The organism is Arthrobacter sp. P1_C12_2, assembly GCF_056406415.1.
Genome location: NZ_JBFUAF010000005.1, coordinates 222,499 through 246,478, shown reverse-complemented (window position 1 = coordinate 246,478; position 23,980 = coordinate 222,499). Strand labels below are relative to the sequence as shown.

General features: G+C 68.5%; 21 protein-coding genes. 12 read left to right on the top strand and 9 right to left on the bottom strand.

All coding sequences use genetic code 11. The features are described from left to right. Positions 1–324, top strand: a 324-nt coding sequence (locus AC1DZQ_RS08160; protein WP_476963036.1) for an HNH endonuclease, incomplete at its 5' end; no start/stop codon positions are given. Between the two features lie 110 nt (positions 325–434). Here the strand turns inward: AC1DZQ_RS08160 and AC1DZQ_RS08155 are convergent. From AC1DZQ_RS08155 to AC1DZQ_RS08145, 3 genes are read right to left on the bottom strand one after another with little or no spacing between them, the layout of a single operon-like run. After that, positions 435–2,975: an MMPL family transporter gene (locus tag AC1DZQ_RS08155; protein ID WP_476963035.1), complete on the bottom strand. Its 2,541-nt coding sequence runs from the start codon at positions 2,973–2,975 to the stop codon at positions 435–437. Position 2,976: 1 nt separating this feature from the next. Continuing rightward, positions 2,977–3,678 (bottom strand): TetR/AcrR family transcriptional regulator, encoded by a 702-nt coding sequence (locus tag AC1DZQ_RS08150; protein WP_476963034.1) that lies wholly within the window; start codon positions 3,676–3,678, stop codon positions 2,977–2,979. Between the two features lie 42 nt (positions 3,679–3,720). Continuing rightward, positions 3,721–4,119 carry a YbjQ family protein gene (locus tag AC1DZQ_RS08145; protein ID WP_476963033.1) on the bottom strand — a complete coding sequence of 133 codons (399 nt, stop codon included), beginning with the start codon at positions 4,117–4,119 and terminating at the stop codon, positions 3,721–3,723. A gap of 194 nt (positions 4,120–4,313) precedes the next feature. Between AC1DZQ_RS08145 and AC1DZQ_RS08140 the strand changes: the two genes are divergently transcribed. Then, positions 4,314–4,871, top strand: a complete 558-nt coding sequence (locus tag AC1DZQ_RS08140) for a hypothetical protein (protein ID WP_476963032.1) — start codon at positions 4,314–4,316, stop codon at positions 4,869–4,871. An 88-nt stretch (positions 4,872–4,959) separates the two neighbouring features. On the opposite strand, the gene AC1DZQ_RS08135 is transcribed toward AC1DZQ_RS08140, so the two are convergent. The 4 genes from AC1DZQ_RS08135 to AC1DZQ_RS08120 form a co-directional block, all read right to left on the bottom strand. Beyond that, on the bottom strand, positions 4,960–6,411 hold the full coding sequence (locus tag AC1DZQ_RS08135) for a dicarboxylate/amino acid:cation symporter (RefSeq protein ID WP_476963031.1): 1,452 nt from the start codon (positions 6,409–6,411) through the stop codon (positions 4,960–4,962). Positions 6,412–6,631: 220 nt separating this feature from the next. After that, a complete protein-coding gene (locus AC1DZQ_RS08130) occupies positions 6,632–8,332 on the bottom strand; it encodes a DUF885 domain-containing protein (protein WP_476963030.1) in 1,701 nt (566 codons plus the stop codon). Between the two features lie 123 nt (positions 8,333–8,455). Beyond that, complete coding sequence (locus tag AC1DZQ_RS08125) at positions 8,456–8,671, bottom strand: acyl-CoA carboxylase subunit epsilon (RefSeq protein WP_476963029.1); 216 nt, start codon at positions 8,669–8,671, stop codon at positions 8,456–8,458. Then, on the bottom strand, positions 8,668–10,251 hold the full coding sequence (locus AC1DZQ_RS08120) for an acyl-CoA carboxylase subunit beta (RefSeq protein ID WP_476963028.1): 1,584 nt from the start codon (positions 10,249–10,251) through the stop codon (positions 8,668–8,670). The genes AC1DZQ_RS08125 and AC1DZQ_RS08120 overlap by 4 nt, the downstream gene beginning before the upstream one ends. 204 nt (positions 10,252–10,455) lie before the next feature. Here AC1DZQ_RS08120 and AC1DZQ_RS08115 point away from each other — a divergent pair, with 204 nt between their 5' ends. The 10 genes from AC1DZQ_RS08115 (at position 10,456) to AC1DZQ_RS08070 (ending at position 21,406) form a co-directional block, all read left to right on the top strand. Next, complete coding sequence (locus AC1DZQ_RS08115; RefSeq protein WP_476963027.1) at positions 10,456–11,346, top strand: SDR family oxidoreductase; 891 nt, start codon at positions 10,456–10,458, stop codon at positions 11,344–11,346. Between the two features lie 186 nt (positions 11,347–11,532). After that, complete coding sequence (locus AC1DZQ_RS08110; RefSeq protein ID WP_476963026.1) at positions 11,533–12,471, top strand: biotin--[acetyl-CoA-carboxylase] ligase; 939 nt, start codon at positions 11,533–11,535, stop codon at positions 12,469–12,471. Then, positions 12,464–13,084, top strand: coding sequence for a PH domain-containing protein (locus AC1DZQ_RS08105; RefSeq protein WP_476963025.1), 621 nt, complete (start codon positions 12,464–12,466; stop codon positions 13,082–13,084). The genes AC1DZQ_RS08110 and AC1DZQ_RS08105 overlap by 8 nt, the downstream gene beginning before the upstream one ends. Continuing rightward, positions 13,074–14,336: an adenylate/guanylate cyclase domain-containing protein gene (locus AC1DZQ_RS08100; protein ID WP_476963024.1), complete on the top strand. Its 1,263-nt coding sequence runs from the start codon at positions 13,074–13,076 to the stop codon at positions 14,334–14,336. The genes AC1DZQ_RS08105 and AC1DZQ_RS08100 overlap by 11 nt, the downstream gene beginning before the upstream one ends. Before the next feature lie 164 nt (positions 14,337–14,500). Further along, complete coding sequence (locus AC1DZQ_RS08095; RefSeq protein ID WP_476963045.1) at positions 14,501–15,280, top strand: PP2C family protein-serine/threonine phosphatase; 780 nt, start codon at positions 14,501–14,503, stop codon at positions 15,278–15,280. 85 nt (positions 15,281–15,365) lie between these two features. Next, positions 15,366–17,612, top strand: a complete 2,247-nt coding sequence (gene ligA, locus AC1DZQ_RS08090) for an NAD-dependent DNA ligase LigA (protein ID WP_476963023.1) — start codon at positions 15,366–15,368, stop codon at positions 17,610–17,612. Beyond that, positions 17,609–18,445 (top strand): inositol monophosphatase family protein, encoded by an 837-nt coding sequence (locus AC1DZQ_RS08085; protein WP_476963022.1) that lies wholly within the window; start codon positions 17,609–17,611, stop codon positions 18,443–18,445. Before ligA ends, AC1DZQ_RS08085 begins: the two co-directional genes overlap by 4 nt. Positions 18,446–18,556: 111 nt before the next feature. Next, positions 18,557–19,060 (top strand): GNAT family N-acetyltransferase, encoded by a 504-nt coding sequence (locus tag AC1DZQ_RS08080; RefSeq protein ID WP_476963021.1) that lies wholly within the window; start codon positions 18,557–18,559, stop codon positions 19,058–19,060. Between the two features lie 114 nt (positions 19,061–19,174). After that, a complete protein-coding gene (locus AC1DZQ_RS08075; protein ID WP_476963020.1) occupies positions 19,175–19,558 on the top strand; it encodes a RidA family protein in 384 nt (127 codons plus the stop codon). Between the two features lie 117 nt (positions 19,559–19,675). Further along, positions 19,676–21,406 carry a SulP family inorganic anion transporter gene (locus AC1DZQ_RS08070; RefSeq protein WP_476963019.1) on the top strand — a complete coding sequence of 577 codons (1,731 nt, stop codon included), beginning with the start codon at positions 19,676–19,678 and terminating at the stop codon, positions 21,404–21,406. A gap of 28 nt (positions 21,407–21,434) precedes the next feature. Here AC1DZQ_RS08070 and AC1DZQ_RS08065 read toward each other — a convergent pair whose 3' ends face one another. After that, positions 21,435–22,106, bottom strand: coding sequence for a response regulator (locus tag AC1DZQ_RS08065; RefSeq protein ID WP_476963018.1), 672 nt, complete (start codon positions 22,104–22,106; stop codon positions 21,435–21,437). Beyond that, on the bottom strand, positions 22,099–23,868 hold the full coding sequence (locus AC1DZQ_RS08060; RefSeq protein ID WP_476963017.1) for a sensor histidine kinase: 1,770 nt from the start codon (positions 23,866–23,868) through the stop codon (positions 22,099–22,101). The genes AC1DZQ_RS08065 and AC1DZQ_RS08060 overlap by 8 nt, the downstream gene beginning before the upstream one ends. Positions 23,869–23,980: the final 112 nt, after the last annotated feature.

Here is a 23,980-nt window from a genome sequence, read left to right as displayed (position 1 = left end):
TGCGACGCGCCGATCCGCCACCTGGACCACATCATCCCCCACCACACCGGCGGCCCGACCACCACGGACAACGGCGCCGGACTCTGCGAAGCCTGCAACCACACCAAAGAAACCCCCGGCTGGACCGCCATCCCACGCCCAGGACCACGGCACACCATCGAACTCACCACCCCCACCGGCCACACCTACCACTCCACCGCACCACCGTTGCCCGGATCGCCTACCGGCGAAGCGAGCACGGAGTCCCGCCGCCAGCGCCGCGACGAGCGCCACCGCTCGAAGACGCTCAAGCGGGTGAAGTCTGCCGGCTCATCGGCGGCTTGAGCGGCGAACGGACCCACAAGCCTTCCCGAGTTGCACGCACGAAAAAGCCGCCCGCCGATCGGAATGATCAGCGGGCGGCTTTAGGGCAACTCGTCGGCAAGCTGTGACTGTCAGCGCGCGCCGATCTCCTCCGGCTCGGGCTCGCTTTGGGCTGAGGCTGAAGCCGCGGGCCGGAGCTTGGCGCCCTCGACGTCGACGTCCGGCAGGACCCGGTCCAGCCAGCGGGGCAGCCACCACGCCTTTTCGCCGAGCAGGTACATCACGGCGGGGACGATCGTCATGCGGACCACAAACGCGTCGACCAGGACACCGAACGCCATCGCGAAGCCCAGCGGCCGGACCATGTTCAGGTGCGAGAAGATGAAGCCGGCGAACACGCTGACCATGATGATGGCGGCGGCGGTCACCACGGAAGCGGCATGGCTGAAGCCGGTGCGGACAGCATGCTTGGCCGATTCGCCGTGCATGAAGGACTCGCGCATGCCCGAGGTAATGAACACCTGGTAGTCCATCGCCAGCCCGAACAGCACACCGATCAGGATGATCGGCAGGAAGCTCAGCACTGCGCCCGGGTTTTCGACGCCGAACACTGTCCCCAGCCAGCCCCACTGGTAGACCGCGACGACGGCTCCGAAGGAGGCCGCCAGCGAGAGCAGGAAGCCGCCCGTGGCCAGCAGCGGCACCACGATGGAGCGGAACACGAGGAGCAGCAGAATCAGGGACAGCCCGACGACGATGGCCAGGTACGGGGGCAGGGCATCACCGAGCTTGGAGGAGACGTCGACGTTGCCGGCGGTCTGTCCCGTGAGGCCGATGCTGACACCGGTGGATTCCTTGATGCGGTCTTTTTCGGCGCGCAGCTCGGAGACCACCTTGACCGTGCTCGCGCTGGCCGGACCCTCCCGGGGAATGACCTGGAACACCGCGGTGCGGCGGTCCTCGCTCAGGGCCACCGGAATGGCGGCGGTGACGTTGGCCGTGCCGCGGAGGATATCGGCGACGTCGAGCTGCTTGGCCGTGGCTTCGTCCGCGCTCAGGCCGGCGGGGAAGTCGCCCACCACCACGATCGGGCCTGTCATGCCTTCGCCGAAGCTGCGGCCGGTGACGTCATAGGCCTTGAACGCCTGCGACTCCACGGGCTCGGACCCGCCGTCGGGCAGCGCAAGCCGCAACTGGCTGGCCGGCAGCGCCACGATGCCCAACAGCAGGACCCCGGCCAGCAGCGCCAGGACCGGGTGCCGCGTGACGAGGCCGCCCCAGCCCTGTTTGCTGCGGCGTTCGTCGCGGGCACGGTCCGCGCTCTCGTGCCCGGGGGCGGCGTTGTGCTTCTCCGCCTTGGCCCAGACCCGGCGGGAGATGAGCCTCGGTCCGATCAGGGACAGCATGGCCGGGGTGAGGGTCAGGGCGACGACGACGGCGACTGCCACCGTTGCGGCGGCGGACAGGCCCATCACGGCCAGGAAGGGAAGGCCCGGAATGACGAGGGCCGCGAGGGCGATGATGACCGTCAGGCCCGCGAACAGCACAGCGTTGCCGGACGTGCCGGTGGCGAGGGCGACGGATTCTTCCCCGTCCATGCCGGCCAGGAGCTGGCCGCGGTGCCGGTTGACGATGAACAGCGAGTAGTCGATGCCGACGGCGAGGCCCAGCATGAGTGCCAGCATCGGGGAGATGGAACTCATGTTGACGGCGCCGCTGAGGGCGAAGGTGCCGCCGACGCCCACTGCCACACCGACCAGGGCCATCAGCAGGGGGAGCCCGGCGGCGATCAGGGTTCCCAGCATGACGATCAGCACCAGGGCCGCGATGGCGATGCCGAGGATCTCGGAGATGCCGAACAGTTCGGAGACATCCTCGGTGATTTCCTTGCTGGCCAGGGCGGTCACGCCCGCAGACGAGACCTCGTGGGCGATGTCCTGGACCTGCTGGCGCACCGCGGGGGCCAGCCCGTTGATCGAGGTCTTGAACTGGACCTGCGCGATTGCCGCGGTGCCGTCCTCGGACACGAACCGCATGCCCTGTGAGGCCTCAAGCTGGCGTTTGGCCAGGGCGAGCTTGGCCGCACCGGCCTCGAGTTCCTTGGTTCCGGCGTCGAGCTTTTCCTGGCCTGCGGCGAGGGCGGCCTTCTGCTGGCCGAGCTGGGCGTCGATGGCCTCGGGGGACATGCCGGCCGCGGCCATCTGCTGTTCGGCGGCGGCCAGCTGGGCCTTGCCAGCGGCCAGTCGGGCGGCCGACGCGTCCAGCTGCGACTGTCCTGCGGATGCCTGCTGCTCGCCGGCGGCTAGATCCGTGACGGCCTTGTCCAGCTGGGCCTGGGTGGCGAACGGGTCCACGGCGCCCTGAACGTCGGGAAGGGCTTTCAGCTTGGTCAGCGCAACCGAGACCGCGTCCTTGCCTTCCTGGGTGAACTGGCCGTTCTGCGACTCGAACACGATGCCGGCCGAGCCGCCGGAGGACTTGGGCAGCTCCTGCTTGAGCTTGTCCGCCATCTGCTGGGTTTCCGTGCCGGGGATCTGGAAGTTGTTGGACATGGTGCCGTGGAAGGCGGCAGCCGCGCCGCCGACGGCCACCAGGACGGCGAGCCAGAGGGAGATGACGAGCCAGCGGTGGCGGTAGGAGAACTTGCCGAGACGGTAGAGCAACAGGGCCATGTCAGTGCCGATCTGGGGAAGGGGTGGCGGGGGAGTGGGATGCGAATCCGGAGCCGAGGAGGCCCATGGAATCGATGAGGAGCTGGCGCAGGATGGACAGGGACTCGGGGGTCAGGTCGCCGCCGCAGCGGGCGAACCAGACATCCATGGCGGCTTTTCCGCATGAGATGACGGAGCCGGCGAGGGCGCGGAGATACAGCTCGTCGACGTCGCCGCCCGCCGTCAGCGCAAAGCGTTCGCGGGCGGCGTCGATGATCTGTTCGGTGCAGTGGTCCCAGGCTTCCAGCTCGGAGCGGCTGAGCTGGGGATTGGTCTGGCCCAGGCTGTAGAGCTCGGCCACCGGTGCCACAGTCATGGGATCGGCCAGTTCAACGAGGGCTGCGCGGGCCGATTCCAGGATGGGCTCGCCTGCCGGCCGGAGCCGGAACTGCTGAAGTGCCGTGTCCAGGAAGCCGAACGTCACCGAGGCGAGCGCCGCCTCGGTACTGCCGAAGTAGTTGAAGAAGGTGCGGCGGGAGATGCCCGCGGCGTCGGCGATGTCCTCCACCGTGAAGTTTCCGGGACCCCGGGTGCGGAGCAGGTCCATGGCGGCGTCCGTGATGGCCTGCCGGGTAGCGGCCTTGTTCAGTTCGCGGCGCGAGGGGACCCCGGGTTCGCCGGAGGCGGCGGCCTGGGAGGCAGAGGGGGATGGTGATGAGGGCACGCGCTTACACTACGTGCATGTTTGCACTCTGGGCAAGTATTTTCAGGGCTTGAGCTGGGCTGCCGCGCCGCCGGAATTGGTCAGGTAGATGGACTGGCCCGTGGCTCCGGGCTGATTCTGCGAGAGCGGAATGGCAAATACGGCGGTGCCATACGCGCAGATCTCCGTCCAGTTCTGCCCGATCGCTGACGTGTCGAAGCGCATGGCGATGATGGCGTTGGCGCCGCGCTGCTCGGCCTCGGCCACCATTCGGGCCATGACATCCTGCCGGCTGTCGTAGAGGGCTCGCGTCATTTCCAGGACCTCGCCGCCGCCCAGGGAACGCAGGCCCGCCATGACCTGGGCGGTGATGTCCCGGGACCGGACGGTCAGGCCCATGACTTCGCCGAAGACGGCGTCGATCCGGTGGCCCGGGATGTCGTTCGATGTGACGATCAGCATGCCCAGAGCCTATCCACTTTTGCCGCCGTCTTGCCGCCTGGGCGTCTATGCCGGATTCACAGGAAAGTGAAAGCTGGGAAACAGCTATCTCTGCTGGGGCGGGTGCAGACTGGAGGTGCTCGTGGAGCAGCCTTCCCCGGACGAACCATCAGCTTCAAGCGCCGTCACCGCGCGGCAGATCCAGGAGACAGCAGATGTCACGCACCACCAAAATCGCGCTCGGCCTCGGGGCCGCGGCCGTGGCACTGGGCGCCGGGCTCGGGGTCGCCGGGATGGCCTCCGCCACCACGACGCCGACCCCGACGCCGAGCTCGAGTGCCCCCGGGAACAACTTCGCCGACGGCTACGGCATGCGCGGCGGACACCACGGCCACGGCGGTGCGGAGTCGGGCGCCCGCGCCAAGGAACTCGCCGCCAAGCTCGGCGTCGACGAGGCCAAGGTCACCGACGCCCTGAAGGCCTTCCGCGAAGCCAACAGGCCGGCCACCCCGCCGGCCCCAGGGCAGCCGGGGCAGAAGCCGGACCGCGCCGCAATGCAGAAGGCCCTGGCCGCCTCCCTGGCGAAATCGCTCGGCATCGATGAAGCCAAGGTCACCGCGGCCCTGGAGGAAATGCGCGCCGCCGAGCAGGCCAATCACGCCGCGGCGCTGAAGCCCCGGCTGGACCAGGCGGTCAAGGACGGGACCCTGACCCAGGCAGAAGCGGACGCCGTCACCAAGGCGGCCGAAAAGGGTGTGATCGGCGGACATTAGGCCCCGGCGATTCGGGCCGGCGCCGGTTAAACCAGAGAAGTCCCCGGGGGATTCCCGGGGACTTCTCTGGTGAAGACTCGTTCAGTGGCTACGCCCTGGCGTCAGCCAGTTCGCGCTCTTCCCGTCCGGCCGCGGGAGCGGCGGCGGAGGGGTCGACGGCAGTGCCACCGGAAGCGTCAGCGACGTCGTCGCTGAACGGATCGCCGTTCCGCGGCGCGTTGTACAGCGTTTCGTCCAGGATGCCCTGCCGCTTGGCCACGATGGCCGGGATCAGGGCCTGTCCGGCCACGTTGACGGCGGTGCGGCCCATGTCCAGGATCGGGTCGATCGCCAGCAGCAGGCCGACGCCGGCCAGCGGCAGTCCCAGCGTGGAGAGCGTCAGGGTCAGCATGACGACGGCGCCCGTGGTGCCGGCGGTCGCGGCCGAGCCGAGCACGGACACCAGCGCGATCAGCAGGTACTGGGTGAAGTCGAGCTGGATGCCGAAGAACTGGGCCACGAAGATCGCCGCCACGGCCGGGTAGATCGCCGCGCAGCCGTCCATCTTGGTGGTCGCGCCCAGCGGCACCGCGAAGGAGGCGTAGGCGCGGGGGACACCCAGGCTGCGTTCGGTCACGCGCTGGGTCAGCGGCAGCGTGCCGATCGAGGAGCGGGAGACGAACGCCAGCTGCACGGCCGGCCACACGCCGGAGAAGTACTGCCGGACGGACAGTCCGTGGCTGCGGATCAGGACGGGGTAGACCACGAACAGCACAAGCGCCAGGCCAATGTAGATCGCCACGGTGAACTTGCCGAGCGAGCCGATGGTGTCCCAGCCGTAGACGGCCACGGCGTTGCCGATCAGGCCGACGGTGCCAAGCGGCGCGATCCGGATGATCCACCAGAGGACCTTCTGGATGACGGCAAGGGCAGACGCGTTCAGGGCCAGGAACGGCTCGGCCGCCTTGCCAACTTTGAGTGCGGCGATGCCGACGGCGATCGCGATCACCAGGATCTGGAGGACGTTGAAGCTCACGGCTGTGGTGGCGACGCCGTCGGTGACCGTGGTGGTCGCGCCGAGGCCCAGGAAGTTCTTCGGGAACAGCCCGGTCAGGAAGGCCCACCAGTCACCGGACTTGCCGGCGTACTTGGCCTCCTGGTTGATGCCGGTGCCTGCGCCGGGCTGCAGCAGCACGCCCAGGCCGATGCCGATCAGCACGGCGATCAGCGAGGTGATCGCGAACCAGAGCAGCGTGTTCCAGGCCAGCCGGGCGGCGTTGGAAACGGCGCGCAGGTTGGAGATGGAGCTGACGACGGCGGTGAAGATCAGGGGGACGACGGCGGTCTGCAGCAGCGAGACGTAGCTCGAGCCGATGGTCTGCAGCGTGGTGCCGAGGGCGTTGGGGTTGGCCTTGGTGCTGCCGGTGTACTTCGCCAGCAGGCCAAGGCCCAGGCCGACGATCAGGGCGGCGATGATCTGGAAGCCGAACGAGCCGGCCCATTTGGGCAGCTGGAACCCGGTCTTTCCAGCAGGTGCGGGGGTGCTTGTCTGAGTGGTCACCGGAACACGCTAGGACCGGTACGAATAGCATGACGAACGGATGTTGAGAAATGTTACGGGCCAGTATTTTTGCCGCGACGGCCTAATCCCGGGAATTCCGCCGGAATACTGCCCGATTGTGAAGTTATTCCCARGCGGAATGTGGCGATTGTCTCCCGGCCGAGGCCCGGGAGCAGACATYCGGCAGCGTGCCGAGAAGATGTCTGCTCCCGGGACCGCCCTACCCCAGGAGTGCGCGCTTGAGGGTGTCGAGGCCAACCGAGCCGATGTTCAGGGCCTTCGTGTGGAATGCCTTGAGCTCGAAGCCGGGGCGGGATTCCAGCTGCTCGCGGATCTGCTCCCAGAGCCGCTGACCCACCTTGTAGGACGGGGCCTGGCCCGGCCAGCCCAGGTAGCGGGTGAACTCGAACTTCAGCTGCCCCTCACTGATCGCAAGGTTCTTCTTAAGGAACTCGTAGCCCTTGTCCGGCGTCCAGATGCCGCTGCCCCAGCGCTCCGGGACCTCAAGCTCCAGGTGCACGCCGATGTCGAACACCACGCGGGCCGCGCGCATGCGCTGCATGTCCAGCATGCCCATGTGGTCGCCCGGATCGTTGAGGTAGCCGAGCTCCTGCATGAGCCGCTCCGCATAGAGCGCCCAGCCTTCGCCGTGGCCCGAGGTCCAGCACACGCTGCGGCGCCACTTGTTCAGCAGCTCGCGGCGGTAGGTGGCCGTGGCGACCTGGAGGTGGTGGCCGGGCACTCCCTCGTGATACACCGTGGTGGTCTCGGCCCACGTGGTGAACGTGTCCTCGCCGGCCGGTACGGACCACCACATCCGGCCCGGGCGGCTGAAGTCCTCCGAGGGGCCCGTGTAGTAGATGCCGCCTTCATCGGTGGGCGCGATCCGGCACTCCAGCGTTTTCATGACGTCCGGGATCTCGAAGTGGACGCCGGCGAGCTCGGCGACGGCTTTGTCGGACAGTTCCTGCATCCAGGCCTGGAGGGCGTCGGTGCCCTTGAGCTGGCGGGCGGGATCGTTGTTCAGGATCTCCTTGGCTTCCTCAACCGTGGCGCCGGGCCGGATTTCGCCGGCCACCCGTTCCTGTTCGGCGATGAGGCGGTCGAGCTCCTGGACGCCCCAGGCGTAAGTCTCCTCCAGGTCCACGGTGGCGCCGAGGAAGTCCCGGGATGCCAGGGCGTAGCGGGCGCGGCCCACGGCGTCCTTGGCCGGTGCGACGGGCAGGAGCTCGGACTCGAGGAATCCCGCGAGCCGGGAGTACGCCACCCGGGCAGCTGCCGCGCCGGCGTCGAGCCGGGACTGCAGTTCCGCCGGGAGCGGGCCGTCCGCGGTCTTGGCGCCGGCGGCGAGCTTCGCGAAGAAGCCGTCGTCCGCGGCGTGCTTGGTGGCCTGCTCGATCACGATCGAAACCTGGCGGGCAGCAGCCACCTTGCCGTCCTGCATCGCCGAACGCAGCGACTCGATGTAGCCGTCGATCGCGGCGGGGACATTCTGGGCCCGGCCCGCGATGTGCTCCCACTGCCCGGCGGTATCCGTCGGCATGAGGTCAAAGATCGCGCGGATGTCTTGGGACGGGGACGCGATGTTGTTCAGATCGGCCGTGGCCCAGCCCGATTCGTGGATTTCCAGCTTCAGGCCTAGCCGCTCGCGCATGGCGTCGAGCGTGACGGCGTCGACGTCGTCAACCGGCTCCAGCCCGTCCAGCGCCGCGAGTGCCTCGCGCGCCGCGGCCGCGAATTCCTCGTGGCCGGCGGGGGAGAAGTCCTGGTACTCGGTCTCGTGCCCGGGCAGGCCGAGCTCGGTGGCAAAGCTCGGGTTGAGCCGGATGAGGGTGTCCGTGTAGGCGTCGGCGACGGCGTCAATGGCGGTCTGCGGGCGCGCGGGGGCAGTGTTGTCTGAGGCGATGATTTCGGTAGTCACCCGACGAGACTAGCCCGGCCGCCGTGGTTATGAAAGAGTCACTGAACTTTTTCGCGCGCAACTTTTCCCGTGCAGAACTCGGGTGCGGGTGCCCGCTCGGCCAGGACGCTTGACCAGGTCCGCTCAGCCGAGGCTGCGGCGCCAGGCCTCCGGACCCGGCCTGGGCGCCAGCCGAAGCTGCTGCCGGCGGACCCAGTGCCGGACGCCGGGGCTTTCCGGTGCGGCCTGCTGGGTCTGCGCCAGGGACAGCACGACGGCGGCCAGCGCCGCCAGCTCTTCCGGCGTCGGTTCGCCCTTGACGACAGCAAGCAGGGGTGCCTCTGGGGTCTCGGGGCTCACAGCGGGATGTTCCCGTGCTTCTTGGCGGGCAGGGCGGCCCGCTTGTCCCGGAGGGCGCGCAGGCCCTTGATGATCTGCACCCGGGTCTCGGACGGTGCGATGACGGCGTCCACGTAGCCGAGCTGGGCGGCCTGGTACGGGTTGAGCAGCTCTTCCTCGTACTGGCGGATCACCTCGGCACGCTTGGCCTCGACGTCGCCGCCGTCCTGGGCCACCGCGGCGAGTTCGCGGCGGTACAGGATGTTCACGGCGCCCTGGGCGCCCATGACGCCGATCTGGGCGGTGGGCCAGGCGAGGTTGAGGTCCGCGCCAAGCTTCTTGGAGCCCATCACGATGTAGGCCCCGCCGTAGGCCTTGCGGGTGATGACGGTCAGCTTGGGCACGGTGGCCTCGGCGTAGGCGTAGAGCAGCTTGGCGCCGCGGCGGATGATGCCCTGGAACTCCTGGTCCTTGCCCGGCAGGAAGCCCGGGACGTCCACGAGGGTGATGATAGGGATGTTGAAGGCATCGCAGTGCCGGACAAAGCGGGCGGCTTTTTCCGATGCCGCGATGTCCAGGGTGCCGGCGAACTGCATGGGCTGGTTGGCCACGATGCCCACCGTGTGCCCCTCCACCCGGCCGTAGCCGATGATCACGTTCGGGGCGTAGAGGGACTGCATTTCAAGGAAGTGCGCGTCGTCGACAATCTGCTCGATGACCTTGCGCATGTCGTACGGCTGGTTGGCCGAGTCCGGGATCAGCGCGTCCAGGGCGAGGTCGTCGTCGTCGGCCTCCAGCTCCTGCTGGTGCTCCAGCACCGGGGCCTCGGCGAGGTTGTTGGAGGGCAGGAAATCCAGCAGCTCGCGGACGAACTCGACCGCGTCGGCCTCGTCCGAGGCCAGGTAGGTCGAGGTGCCGGTGTTGGCGTTGTGCTGCCGGGCGCCGCCGAGGGTTTCCATGTCCACGTCTTCGCCGGTGACGGTCTTGATGACATCCGGGCCGGTGATGAACATGTGGGAGGTCTTGTCCACCATGACCACGTAGTCGGTCAGGGCGGGGGAGTAGGCCGCGCCGCCGGCGGAGGGGCCCATGATCAGGGAGATTTGCGGGACGACGCCGGAGGCGTGGACGTTGTTGCGGAAGATGTCCGCGAACATCGCCAGGGAGGCGACGCCCTCCTGGATGCGGGCACCGCCGCCGTCGAGGATGCCGACCACGGGGCAGCCGTTGCGCAGCGCGAATTCCTGGACCTTGACGATCTTTTCGCCGTTGACCTGGCTCAGCGAGCCGCCATAGACGGAGAAGTCCTGGCTGTAGACAGCGACCGGGCGGCCGTCCACCGTGCCGTAGCCGGAGACGAGCCCGTCGCCGAGGGGCTTCTTCTTCTCCATGCCGAACGCGGTGGAGCGGTGCACGGCCAGCGCGTCGAATTCGACGAAGGAGCCGGCATCCAGCAGCAGGTCGATGCGCTCGCGGGCGGTGTTCTTGCCGCGCGCGTGCTGCTTGGCAATCGCTTCCGGACCGGAGGGCTGCTCGGCACGGGCCTGGCGGTCGCGGAAATCTGCAATCTTTCCCGCAGTCGTGGTCAGATCGTGGCTCATCAAGTTTCTCCGGCTCTGTAGCTAAGTTGTACGGCGCCCGTCCCGCGGGGTCCTTTAGCTGGAATCCACAAAAGCAGGGCTCTGCTGGCAAGTCTAGTGACGGTATTGGCGGGCGCCGCTGTAGGGAACCTACAATTTTCCCGCCGCGAAACTCCCGCACCGCTTTGTTACCCGCCAGTAACATAGGTCCGCTAGAGTGTGGGCATGACTTCAAGCAATGATGCTTCGGGCACCGCCGCAGGGCCGTACCAGGCCGCCGGTTCCCTTCAGGGCCGCACTGTCCTCATCTCCGGGGGCAGCCGCGGCATCGGCCTGGCGATCGCGCTCCGCGCAGCCCGGGACGGCGCCAATATCGTCCTGATGGCCAAGACCGGACAGCCCCACGCCAGGCTGGAGGGCACCGTTTATAGCGCCGCCGAGCAGATCGAGGACGCCGGTGGCCAGGCCTTGCCGCTGGTCGGTGACGTGCGCAACGACGCCGACGTCGCCGGCGCTGTCGGCGCCGCCGTGGACCGCTTTGGCGGGATCGACGTCGTGATTAACAATGCGTCGGCGATCGATCTCTCCTCGACCGACGACGTGGACATGAAGCGTTACGACCTCATGCAGGACATCAACGTCCGCGGCACCTTCCTGCTCTCGAAGATGGCCCTGCCGGCGCTGCGGGCTTCCGATGCCGGGCATATCCTCACGCTTTCCCCGCCCCTGAACCTGGATCCCAAGTGGGCCGGACTGCACCTGGCCTACACCATGGCCAAATACGGCATGAGCCTGACCACGCTGGGGCTGGCCGAGGAGCTCAAGGCCGACGGCGTCAGTGTGAACTCGCTCTGGCCATGCACCCTGATCGACACCGCGGCCATCCGCAACATGCCCGGCGGCGAGATGATCGTCAAGGGCGCCCGCAGCCCCGAAATCATGGCCGACGCCGCCCACGCCGTGCTGACCGGCGGCAACGCGGTCCCTGCGCGCGGCAGCCGGAGCGGAAACTTCTACACGGATGAAGAAGTCCTCGCGGCGGCAGGGGTGACGGACTTCAGCCCGTACAGCCTCGGCGCGCCCGAGGACCAGCTGGTCCCGGACATCTTCCTCTGAACTTGCTGGGTGTTTGTGGCCGTCTGCCCTGCGGAATTTTCCCCTCAGTTGGGGGCCGGACGCCGGAAATCCCCGGCATGTCCGGCCGACACGCCGGACGTGCCGGCCAAAGGTGGGGAGTTTCCGCGGAGGTATCTGAGTCAGCCGGTCGGAGCCCCGGTGCGCTTTCCTCGGTAGGATTCAAGGATGGAAGCCGTGCAGGAAACCCCGGACCGTCCGCCCCTGGACCTGAGTGCCCTCAGCGATGAGGCCTTCCTGTCCGCCAACGGAATTCCGCGCCTGACGGTGGTCGAGTCCACCGGCTCCACCAATGCCGATCTCCTCCGCGGTGTGACCGAGGATCCCGGCGTGTGGCCGGACCTGTCGGTGCTGACGGCCGAGTACCAAAGCGCCGCGCGCGGCCGGCTGGACCGCCGCTGGGAGGCGCCGGCCCGCAGCTCCGTCTCCGTCTCGCTCGTGCTCCGGCCGGTCAACGCCTCCGGCCGGCCGCTGCCGACCCACAGATACTCCTGGTTCTCCCTCCTGGCCGCCCTCGCCCTGCGTGAGACCCTGACGGACACAGCTGGCCTTCCGGCGGAACTCAAATGGCCCAACGACGTCCTGGTGCGGGGCCGGAAGATCGCAGGCATCCTGGCCCAGCTCGGCCCGCTCGGCGGCGCCGGCACGCCGCCGGTCATTCTCGGCACCGGCCTGAATGTCACGCTGACCGAGCCCGAACTCCCGGTTCCCACGGCCACGTCCGTGCTGCTGGAGAATCCGGACACAGTGGACCGGACGGAACTCCTGAAGAGCTACCTGTCCCGCTTCGCGACCCTCTACCGGAGTTTCTGCAACGCCGACGGCGACCCCGCCGCCGGCATGGCAGGCGGCCCGTCGCTGCACAAACGGGTGGAGCACTTGCTGTCGACCCTCGGCAAGCAGGTCCGTGCCCAGCTCCCGGGCGATCACGAGATCATCGGCCACGCCACGCGCCTGGACGAATACGGTTCGCTCCTGGTGGTCGACGCCGCGGGCCATGAACATGTGGTGACGGCCGGCGACGTCGTGCACCTGAGGCCGTGGAGCCCGGCCAGGACCGACGGGCAGGGCGACGGCAGCGGTGGAGCAGAAAGCGGTTATGCGTAGAGTGCTCCTGCCGGGAGAGCAAGTGATTGTGATGACCCGGCCCCAGCCCAGGATGCTCATTGTCCCGGCGCTGATGTTCGTTGTTGTTCCGGCGTTGGCCGCCTACGCCAGCGCCTGGGTTGTCAAGGGCGGCCCGGCGCGGCTCGTACCCCTCATCCCCACGGAGTGGACGCCCTGGCTGGTCGCCGTGTGCCTGGCGTTGGCGGCGTGGGTACTGCTGGGCTATTGCCTCCCGCGGGTCATGGCGTGGCACGCCACCCGCTACATCCTGACCAGCCAGCGCTTAGTTACCCGCTACGGCATGTTACGGCGGCGCGATGAACAGGTTCCCCTCGCTGCCGTCCGCCATGTGGCCATTGAGCAATCGTTGTTGCAGCGCCTATTGCACTCCGGGAATATATCCTTGGAGACCGGGTACCCCCTTGGAACGGTGGTTCCCGATGTCCCGGAGGTCGCGACATTCCGTAATTTCCTGCTGGACGCCATCGACGATCTCCCCAAGGGCGAGACGTCCGGGGCGGACGACATGACCCACAACGCCGATGGCACGACCTACCACCCGGGCGAGGCCTGGCCGTGGGAGACGAGAGAAGGTGGAAGAGATGAACGCTGAGAACGTCCACCAGGACATCGACCTCGCTGCCCCGGATTTGCCCCGGGAACCCGAGGACGTCGCCGGTTCGGCTGCCGCCGACAGCGACGCCGAGACCGCCTTCGACACCGAAACCGGCGTGCTCACCGAAACCGGCGTGCTCATCGAACCCGCCGCCGAACCCGAATTAGAACCCCTGCCTGAGCCTGTAGCCCCGCCCACCGGGACGATCTCCGCCGAGCGGCTCGCCGCCAAGGCCCTCGAGGCGCGGCTGCTGGGCGGCGAACGCAAGCTCCGGCGTCGCGAAGTCGCTGCCGGTGCCGGACTCTCGCTGCTCTCAGCCCGGAAACTCTGGCGCGCACTCGGCTTTCCCAACCTCGGGGATGAAGATGTCGCCTTCACCGAGCGCGACAAGGCCGCCCTGTCCACCATCGTGGACCTGGTGCGCGACGGCAAGCTCACCGAGGAAGCCGCGATCTCCATCACCCGGGCCATCGGCCAGATGACCGACCGGATGGTCGTGTGGCAGATCGAGGCCCTGGTGGAGGACATGGTCCAGGAACATGGCGTGCCGGACGCCGTCGCGCGGAAGCGGCTCGTCAGCGAATTGCCGAACCTCATTGACGCCCTCGAGGAAATGCTCGTCTATTCCTGGCGCCGCCAGCTCAACGCCGGTGTGCAGCGCCTGGCAGTCCGGGCCGAGGCCGGGCTGCAGTCCAGCGAAGAGGGCCGCGAAGGTGACGAGGACGATTCGCCGCTGCCGTTGGCGCGGGCCGTCGGCTTCGCCGACCTCGTGTCCTACACCAGCCTGTCCCGCCGGATGAACGAGAAGACCCTCGCCCAGCTGGTGCAGCGCTTCGAGAACAAATGCGCCGAGATCATCTCCGTTGGCGGCGGCCGGCTGGTCAAGACCGTCGGCGACGAAGTCCTCTACATTGCCGAGACTCCCGCGGCCGGCGCCGAGATCTCCCTCGCCTTGTGCCGTGCCTTCACCGAGGACGAGATCCTGCCCCAGGCCCGCGTGGCCATGGTCTGGGGCCGCATCCTCTCCCGCCTCGGCGACATCTACGGGCCCACCGTCAACCTCGCCGCCCGCCTGACGGCCCTCGCGGACCCCGGAACCGTGCTGGTGGATTCGATGACCGCGGCCGCGCTGGACCAGGACGAACGCTTCGTCCTGGTGCCCCGCCCGGCCGAGGACGTCCGCGGGTTCGGTGAAATCCACCCGGTGCAGCTGCAGCCCGGCAGCGGCCGCGGCCTGATCCTGGACTGAGCACCGGATCAGTCCGGTGGTAGCCCGTGGCGGGCTTCTCAGTTGTGCGGCGCATATGCAATAGTCGGACCGGCAGTTGCGATCCGGCCCGGATTGTGACCGCCGATTACCCTCGCGCACCACTGCGGCCGCGCACCACTTTATTGAGGACCGCCATGAACCCAATGCCAGACGCCCCCATCCCGCCGTCGGACGGGAAACAGGGACCGCGCCTGCGCTGCGGGTACGGCACGGACCGGGGACTGCGCCGCGAGGCGAACGAGGACGCTTTCATTGCCGCCGACCCCGTCTTCGCCGTGGCGGACGGCATGGGCGGGCACGAGGCCGGCGAAGTTGCCAGCGCCATCTGCGTGCGCACCCTGGCCGAGCTGCCACAGTTCAAGACCGGCAGCCGGGACGCGACGGCCGATATCCTGCAGGAGCACCTGCTCATGGCCGATGCGGGCATCCGTCACGCCACTGGATCGCGCGCCGGAACCACCCTGTCCGGCGTCGTTGTAGTGGAGCGACTGGATGTTCCGTACTGGCTGGTGCTCAACATCGGGGACTCACGCACCTACCGGTACAGCCACGGCCAGCTCGCGCAGATCAGCGTGGACCATTCCGAGGTCCAGGAACTCCTGGACACCGGCCAGATCACCGAAGAAGAGGCCGCCGTGTATCCGCGCCGGCACGTTGTGACCCGGGCGCTGGGAACCGGGCACGACTCCGAGGCCGATTACTGGCTGCTTCCCCTCGAGGACGGCGACCGGATCCTGGTTTGCTCCGACGGTCTCAACGGGGAACTGAACGATGAGCAGATTGCGGGCATCCTCGCGGCCGAGGCCGACCCCCAGGTGGCCGTGGACGAACTGATCCAGGCGGCGTTGAGCAGCGGCGGCCGGGACAACATCACGGCGATAGTGGTCGACGCCCGGACTGCAAGCGAGGATGCGCCCGCCTGACCTCGCGGTCAGCGTCGGACCCGCGCCCGGCCCCCTGACCGCCCACTGACCGGACAATGGCGGTGATCTAGGGCAGGATAGGTCTGTGAGCACAGGGAAGACCGCAGCAGAGACCGAACAAGCCTCCGAAGAAGCCCCCGGGCACGCCACGGATCCTCAACCTCCCGAGGGGGAGCAGGTCCCGTCCGGGGACGTCCGCGCCGAGTACGAGAACCTCGTGGAAGACGTCCGCAAACACCGCTTTGCGTACTACCAGGAGGACGCACCGACCATCTCCGACGCCGAGTTCGACGAGCTCTACCGGCGGCTGGAAACGCTCGAGGCCATGCATCCGGAACTGGTGGCCAACGATTCGCCCACACAGGAAGTCGGCGGCGAGGTATCGGCGGCGTTTACCGCCGTCCAACACCTGCAGCGCATGTACAGCCTGGAAGATGTCTTCTCGCTCGAGGAGCTTGAGGCCTGGATGGTGAAGGCCGAGGCGGGCGTCGCCAAGCTCGGCAACGGCGGCAACCCGCCGTCGTGGCTCACCGAACTGAAGATCGACGGCCTGGCCGTTAACCTGCTGTACCGCGACGGTGCGCTGGTCCGGGCCGCCACCCGCGGGGACGGCACCACCGGCGAGGACATCACGCATAACGTCCTGACCATCAAGGAAATCCCGCAGCAGCTCAGCGGCACCGGCTTCCCGGCCGAGATGGAAGTCCGCGGCGAAGTCTTCATCCCGTCCCAGGCCTTCGCAGAATTCAACGAAGCCCTGATCGAGGCCGGCAAGGCGCCGCTGGCCAACCCGCGCAACGCCGCCGCAGGTTCGCTGCGGCAGAAAGACCCGGCCGAAACCGCCAAGCGTCCGCTGCGGATGTACGTCCATGGCATCGGCGCCCGCGAGGGACTCGAAACTGCGAGCCAGTCGGAGACCTACCGCAAGCTCGCCGAATGGGGACTGCCCACCAGCCCGTACTTCGAGGTCCTCGCCGGGCTGGCTGACGTGCTGGAATTCATCAAGCGCTACGGCGACAAGCGGCACAGCCTCACCCACGAGATCGACGGCATTGTGATCAAGGTGGACGACTTCGCCACCCAGCGCGCCCTGGGGTACACGACCCGCGTTCCGCGCTGGGCCGTGGCCTACAAGTACCCGCCCGAAGAGGTCCACACCAAACTGCTCGACATCGCCGTCAACGTCGGCCGCACCGGCCGGGTCACCCCGTACGGCGTGATGGAACCGGTCAAGGTGGCCGGCTCCACCGTGGAAATGGCCACCCTGCACAACCAGGAAGTGGTCAAGGCCAAGGGCGTCAAGATCGGCGACATCGTGGTGCTGCGCAAGGCCGGAGACGTGATCCCCGAAATCGTTGGACCCGTGCTGGCGCTGCGGGACCAGCAGGACCCGCCGGTCCGCGACTTCATCATGCCCACCGAATGCCCCGCCTGCGGCACGCCGTTGGCCCCCGGAAAGGAAGGGGACGTGGACATCCGCTGCCCCAACTCCCGGTCCTGCCCGGCGCAGCTGCGCGAACGCGTCTTCCACCTTGCCGGCCGCGGCGCCTTCGACATCGAGGCCCTCGGCTGGGAAGCCGCCATCGCACTGACCCAGCCGGCCGAGCCCGCAGCGCCGCCGCTGACCACCGAGGCGACACTGTTCGACCTCACTCCGGAGCAGCTCGCGGACGTCCGCGTCCGCCGGGAGAAGCGCTCCAAGGGAGCCGGCACCGGGGAATTCGAGCTGGTGCCCTACTTCTTCACCAAGGCCACCACCAAGACCCCGTCCAAGCCCACGGCCACCACGGACAAGCTCTTCCGGGAACTGGAGAAAGCGAAGTCCCAGCCGCTGTGGCGGATTCTGGTGGCCTTGTCCATCCGGCACGTCGGCCCGCGGGCTTCGCGCGCCCTCGCCACCGCGTTCGGCAGCATGTTCGCCATCCGGCAGGCCTCCGAGGAGGAGCTCGCCAACGTCGACGGCGTCGGTCCGGTCATCGCCCAGGCGCTGACTGAATGGTTCGCCGAGGACTGGCACCGCGACATCGTGGACCGCTGGGCGGACGCCGGCGTCCGGATGGCGGACGAACGCGACGAGTCCATGCCCAGGACCCTGGAGGGGCTGACCGTGGTGGTGACCGGAAGCCTCGAGGGCTTCAGCCGCGATGAGGCCAAGGAAGCCATCCTGATCCGCGGCGGCAAGGCGGCCGGATCGGTGTCGAAGAACACCAGCTACGTGGTGGCGGGCGAGAACGCCGGCACCAAACTGGACAAGGCCGAACAGCTCGGCGTCCCGGTCCTGGACGAGGACGGCTTCCGTGCCCTGCTGGCGAACGGGCCGGCGGCCGAATGAGCTCCCACGCTGCCGGCCCGCCTGCGCCCGGCATTCCGGGGCTGCTGGAACTGGCCAAGTCGGCCGCGGCGGCGGGGGCCGCAGTCCTGGCCACCCGGAAGACCGCCGCCCTGGACGTCAGCAACAAGGGCGATTCAGGAGACTGGGTAACCGCCTTTGACCTCGCCGCCGAAGCCGCCGTCCGGGACGTCATCACCGCCGCCCGGCCGTGGGACATCATCACGGGGGAGGAGGGCGGCACCGTATTGCCGGCGGAGCCCAGCGGCTACCGCTGGTCCATCGACCCGCTCGACGGAACCACCAATTTCATCCGCAACATCGTGTACTACGCCACCTCCGTGGCGGTGGCGGACGCCGACGGCGTCTGGCTGGCCGGCGTCGTCAGCGCACCGGCGCTGGGGCGCACCTACTACGCGTCCCGCGGCGAGGGTGCCTGGCTCCAGGAACAGGACCAGCTGACCGCCCTGTTCGGCCCGGTCCCCGGACGGACCGGGCAGATCCTGGCCACCGGCTTCAGCTACGATCCGGTGGTCCGGGCGGAACAGGCCGCCGGCCTCGGCAGCCTGATGGACGGCTTCGCCGACATGCGCCGGCTCGGGTCCGCGGCACTGGACCTGTGCCTCGTGGCGGACGGCACGCACGACGCCTTCGGTGAGCGGGGGCTCAACGAGCACGACTTCGCTGCCGGTGCCCTGATCGCCGAGGAGGCAGGCTGCTGGGTGCGCCGGCCGCGGCTCACCAGCCCCCTGGCCGGCGGCCCCTCCGACGACGAGCGCCTGGCCGCATGGACGTGCGCCGGACCGCTGGAACTCTCCGGCAAGTTCCCGCTCTAACGCGCCTCGCCGGGCCGGCTCGGGGCCTGAGTGATTGGCCTGAGTGATAGTTCAGTCACGGAAACGGCCTTTCCGGACACCGCCCGCGCCAGGCGCCCGTACCATTGACAGGTGCCTTCGCAGATCCTCATTCGCCCCGCCGTTCCGGCCGACTTCGACGCCATAGCGCGCATCACCCGGGACGCCTACCTGGCGGCGGGCTACTTCGAGAGCGCCGACCACCCGTACATGCAGCAGATCCAAAACGTCGCCCAGCGTGCCGCGGCCGCGACGGTTTGGGTCGCGGAGCGCGAGGGCCGGATCCTCGGCTCCGTGACGCTGGCGGTCGCCGGGGAGCCCTACGCGGACATCGCCCGGAGCGACGAGCTCGAGTTCCGCATGCTCGTGGTGGACCCCTCCGTGCAGCGCAGCGGCGCCGGCAAGGCCATGGTCCAGGCCATCATCGAGCACGCCAGGAACCTGCCCGGTATCCACGCCGTGGCCCTGACCACGGGCGAGAGCTGGGAAAGCGCGCACGGCCTCTACCTGAAGACCGGCTTCCTCCGGGCGCCGGAGCGCGACTGGCTGGTCCCGGGCACGGACATCAAACTGCTCGTCTACCGCCAGGAGCTCTAGCCCGGGCAGTCGCCCCGCTCAGGCCCGCCGACACAAAGTCACCCGGTTTGGCGGCTCAAGTGTCTTGCGCCCTACAGTTATGCCGATCCTTGCGGCAACAGCGAAAGGCCCATCATGCGCAAGACCTTCGGTACCGGCTCCACCTGGGAACAGACCCTCGGCTATTCCCGGGCTGTTCAGGTGGACAACACCCTTTACATCTCCGCGACCGCTGCCAGCGGCGATGACGGAATTGTGGGCGACGACTTCTATTCCCAGACCAGCTACATCCTGCAGAAGCTCGGCGCAGTGCTGGCCGAGGCCGGCTTCGGCTTCGAGGACGTGGTGCAGTCCAAGCTGTACCTGACGGACATCACCAAGTGGGAAGAATCCGGCCGAGCCCACGGCGAGGTCTTCGGCGACATCCGACCGACGCTCTCCCTCGTTCATGTGCTGCCATTCCTGGATCCCAAGATGCTCGTCGAGATCGAACTCGTCGCCCAGAAGAGCGCCAGCTAACAACTAACGCGGGGTCATTAACGGCCGATTCCGGCATTCCGGGTGGGCCGTAAGTGACCCCGCGTGGCTGTCGAGGGGACTCTGGCGGAACCGCCGGACTTGGAGTATGAAGAGCGCATGACCAAGGCGCAAGGGCAGAGGCCTACCAGGATCCCCCTCATCGGCCAATTCCGCTCCTACGACCGTTCGTGGCTGCGCGGCGATTTGATCGCCGGCGTCACCGTCGCGGCCTTGATCGTTCCGAAGAACCTGGGGTACGCAGGCATCGCCGGGATCCCGCTGCAGAACGGCCTGTATGCCGCGGCCGCCGGCGCCATCGTCTATGCGATCTTCGGCACCTGCCGGCAGATCTCGATGGGCCCGAGCTCGGGCCTGGCGGCAGTGGCCGCCAGTGCCGTGCTCGCGGCAGGCATCACCGGCGAGCAAGATGTCGCCTCGTTCGTTGCCGGAATCACCCTTGCCTCCGGGATCCTGTTCCTGATTCTTGCCGTCTTCAAGATGGGCTGGATTGCGCAGTTCCTCTCGAAGGCCGTGGTCACCGGCTTCCTTTTCGGCGCGGCGATCGACGTCGTGATCGGGGAGCTCCCCAAACTCACCGGGACCGAGGTCACCGGCTCCAACCCCATCCAGGAACTGTGGTCCTGGCTGGGCACCCTGGGCGAGGCACAGCCGACCACCGTGGTGGTGGGGGTCATCGCGCTGGCCGTCGTCTTCGGACTGAAAGCCATCGCTCCCCAGGTCCCAGGCGCCCTTGTCCTGGTGGTGGGCGGATTGCTGGCCGAGGCGCTGTTCAGTCTCGGGGCCAAAGGCGTGGCCCTGGTGGGCGACGTGCCCAGCGGCCTGCCCTCGCTTCAGGTTCCGGACGGCCAGCTGATGTGGGACCACGTGGGCACCGTCGCCCTCGCGGCGGTGGCGCTGGTCCTGATCGGCTTCTCCCAGACCGCCGGGGATGCGAGGGCCTTCGCTGCCAAGCACCGCTACCAGATCGACATCAACCAGGAATCGATAGCCCAGTCGATGGCCAACATTGCCGCAGGACTCTTCAAGGGGATGCCCGTCTCGACGAGTCTGTCAGCGAGCTCGCTGAACGACCACTCCGGGGCGAAGACCGGCCTTGCCTCCCTCACTTCGGGGGTCACAGTTCTGCTCACGCTGCTCTTCCTGGCGCCGCTGTTCTCGATCCTGCCTAAGCCGGTGCTGGCGGCGCTGATCATCGAGGCCGTCGTCATGGGCATGATGAACCTTCCGGAGCTGCGGCGGCTTGCCCGGGTGCAGAGGTTCGACTTCTGGATTGCGATCGCAGCGATCATTGGCACCCTCATCTTCGGCGTGCTCGCGGGCGTCGTCATCGGGATCGGCCTCTCGCTCCTCTGGCTCGTCCGGGTGGCCACCCACCCGCAGATGCCGGCCCTCGGCCGCGAACCGGGCACCCAGGTCTTCCGTGAAGCCGACGGGCACCCCGGCGACGAGATCGTTCCCGGCATTGCAGTGATCCGGTTCGACGGCGGCCTCTTCTTCGCCACCGCCGACGCACTGGAGGACCGTCTGCGCGAAGTCATCCAGTCAACGCCGGGGCTCACAGGGATTGTGCTCGACTGCGGCGGGATCAACTTCGTCGACTCCCAGGGGGCAGCAAAGATGGCGGACATCGTGATCCTCGCCCGCGAGTCGGACGTCAATTTACGCCTGACCCGGCTCAAGCCCGCGGTTCGGGCGATCCTGGAGCGCGACGGCGCGATCGAGCGCATCGGGACCGACATGATCCACGGCAACATCCACCGGGCCGTGGAGGCGGAGCAGGCGGCAGCCCAGAAGCGGCCCGACGACGCCGCCGGCCAGCCGCAGTGACCCCGCAACCAACAAGCGCCCTGCGTTTCTAGTGGCCGGTTGCGGCGGGGATCCCGTAGCGGTGCTCGGGCCGCCCGGTGGTGCCGTAGCGCAGCTGGATGTCGACGGCGCCGTCGTCTGCCAGCGCGGACAGATACCGCTGGGCGGTGGCCCGGGACACACCGACCCGGGCGGCGACGTCGGCGGCCGAATACTGCTCGCCGGGCACCAGGGATTCCAGCACCGCGGCCTCGGTGGCGGAGCGGGGACGCGCAGAGGCGACGACGTCGCCCGGGATCAGGGCGCGTTTGGCGCGCTCCACCGTTTCCTGGCTGACGGAGCCCGGCTGGGCCAGGATCCGGCGGTAGCGTGCATAGGAGCGCAGCTGCTGCGAAAGGGATTCGGCCGTGAAGGGCTTGAGCAGGTAGCCCAGTGCCCCGCGACGGAACGCGAGGCGCAGCGAGGCCGTGTCCGAGGCCGCGCTGAGGATCATTGTGTCGACGTCCAGCTGGTGCAGCAGGTCCAGGCCCGAGGCGTCCGGGAGATAGACGTCCAGCAGCACCAGGTCCGGGCGCAGGCTGTGGATGGCCTGCAGCGCCTGGGACGCCGAGCCGGCCGGCGGCAGCGCCAGGAAGCCGGCCACCGAATCCACGTAGGCGGCATGCAGCTTGGCGACGTGGAAATCATCGTCGACAATCAGCACCCTGAAATCCTCAGACATCGTTGTCCTCTCGGCGTGTATCAGTGGTACCCGGCTCAGTGGCACCCGGTTCGGTGGTTCCCGGCAGCGTTGGCCCTGGTTCGGTGGTTCCCGGCAGGGTGGCGACGAATACGGCGCCCGGGCCGCCGGGGGAGCCGGCTTCGAGCACCCGCACGTCTCCGCCGCGGCGGCGCGCGAGCTGGCGGGACAGCGCCAGTCCCAGGCCCTGCCCGGCGCCCGCCCGGGCCGGCCGGTCCGAGGTTGTATAGCCTTCCGCGAAGACCGCCTCGGCCTCCGCGGCTGTCATTCCGGCGCCCAGGCCGTCGCCGGAATCCGCCACCACAATGTGAAGTGTGCCGGCGCCCCCGTTGATGCCTGGTTCGTCCAGCACTTCCACTTCCACCCAGCGCTCGGCCGCCGAACCGGCGACGGCGGCGTCCACTGCGTTGTCGATCAGGTTCCCCAAGACGGTGGTGACGTCCTGCGGTTCGGTGACGTGGCCGCGGACCACGGATTCCGGGCCGAGGCGCAGGCTCACGCCGCGCTCGTCCGCCTCGACGCCCTTGGCGCCCAGGAAGGCCTGCAGGTAGGGATCCTGGAGCAGCTCGCCCTGGTCCACCGGGAACGCCAGTGGCCCGGTGCCGGCCAGTTTGGCGAGATAGTCCTGGGCCTGCTGGGGCTGGCCGATGCTCATGAAGCCAGCGATCGTGTGCAGCTGGTTGGCGAATTCGTGGCGCTGCGCCCGCAGGGCCGCGGACATGGTGCCGACGGCGTCGAGCTGGCGCGTCAGCTGCTGCAGCTCGGTCCGGTCCCGGAGCATCACCACCCAGCCCAGGTCCTCGCGACGATGCAGGGCCTTGCGGGCGCTCGCCACCAGGACCCGGCCGCCGGCCACGAGCTCCACCGCCTCACCCTCCGCCGCATCGGCCCGGGTCAGGGCCTTCAGCTGCGGCGGCACCGGCGCGGTGGCCCAGGCGGTGCCCGCGAGGTCGGGAACACCGAGCAGCCGCTGGGCGGCGGCGTTGAAAACACTGACCCTACCGTCGGCCGCAACGCCGATCACGCCGTCGTCGACCCCCTGCAACACGGCCACCTGGTCGTGCACCAGGGTGCTGATCTCCTCCGGCTCCAGCCCGAGCGTCAGTCGCTGGAGCCGCCGCCGCAGCAGGAAGGAGGCCAGCACGCCGGCCAGCAGCGCGCCGGCGGCCGTGGCGGCGATGGGGATGATGTCCCGGGCCAGGCTTTGGCTGATCGTCTCGGTGGAGTACCCCACACTCACTTCACCAACCACCGCTCCGGAGTCCGGGCCGTACACCGGGACCTTGGCGCCGGCTGACGGGCCCAGCGTGCCAGTGTTTCGCGTGGTGACCTCCCGGCCGGCGAGGGCCTCCGAGGGGTCGGTGCTGACCTTTTCGCCCAGCCGTTCCGCGTCCGGATGCGCCAGCCTGATGCCGGTCTCGTCCGTAATCACCACGAACAGCGCCCCGGTGCGGGTCCGGGCACCCTCCGCGGCAGCCATCAACGGACCGGACAACAGCTCGGCCGCCGGGGGAGCGGCGGGAAGGGCGCTGATGGACTGGACCTCTGCCCGCACCGACGGGTCCGAGGCCACCGTCCGGGCCAGGGTCAGCGCCTGGCTCTCCGCCTCCCGGCCCAGCCGGTCGTAGGTCAGCCAGGCGTGGACGGCACTGCTCAGCAGCACCACCAGCGCGACGACGCCGAGCTGCAGCAACAGTGTCTGGGTCGAAAAGCGCAGGGCCGGCAGAGCTGTGCGGCGCTTCATCGGGCTCCTGCCTGGGGTTGGTACGGACGTGAGCAAAATGCGCAAAATGCATCCAATAAGCAGTATGCCAATCAATTGAGCCAAAGGCCCAGTCGTGACGGGCGCCACTCTA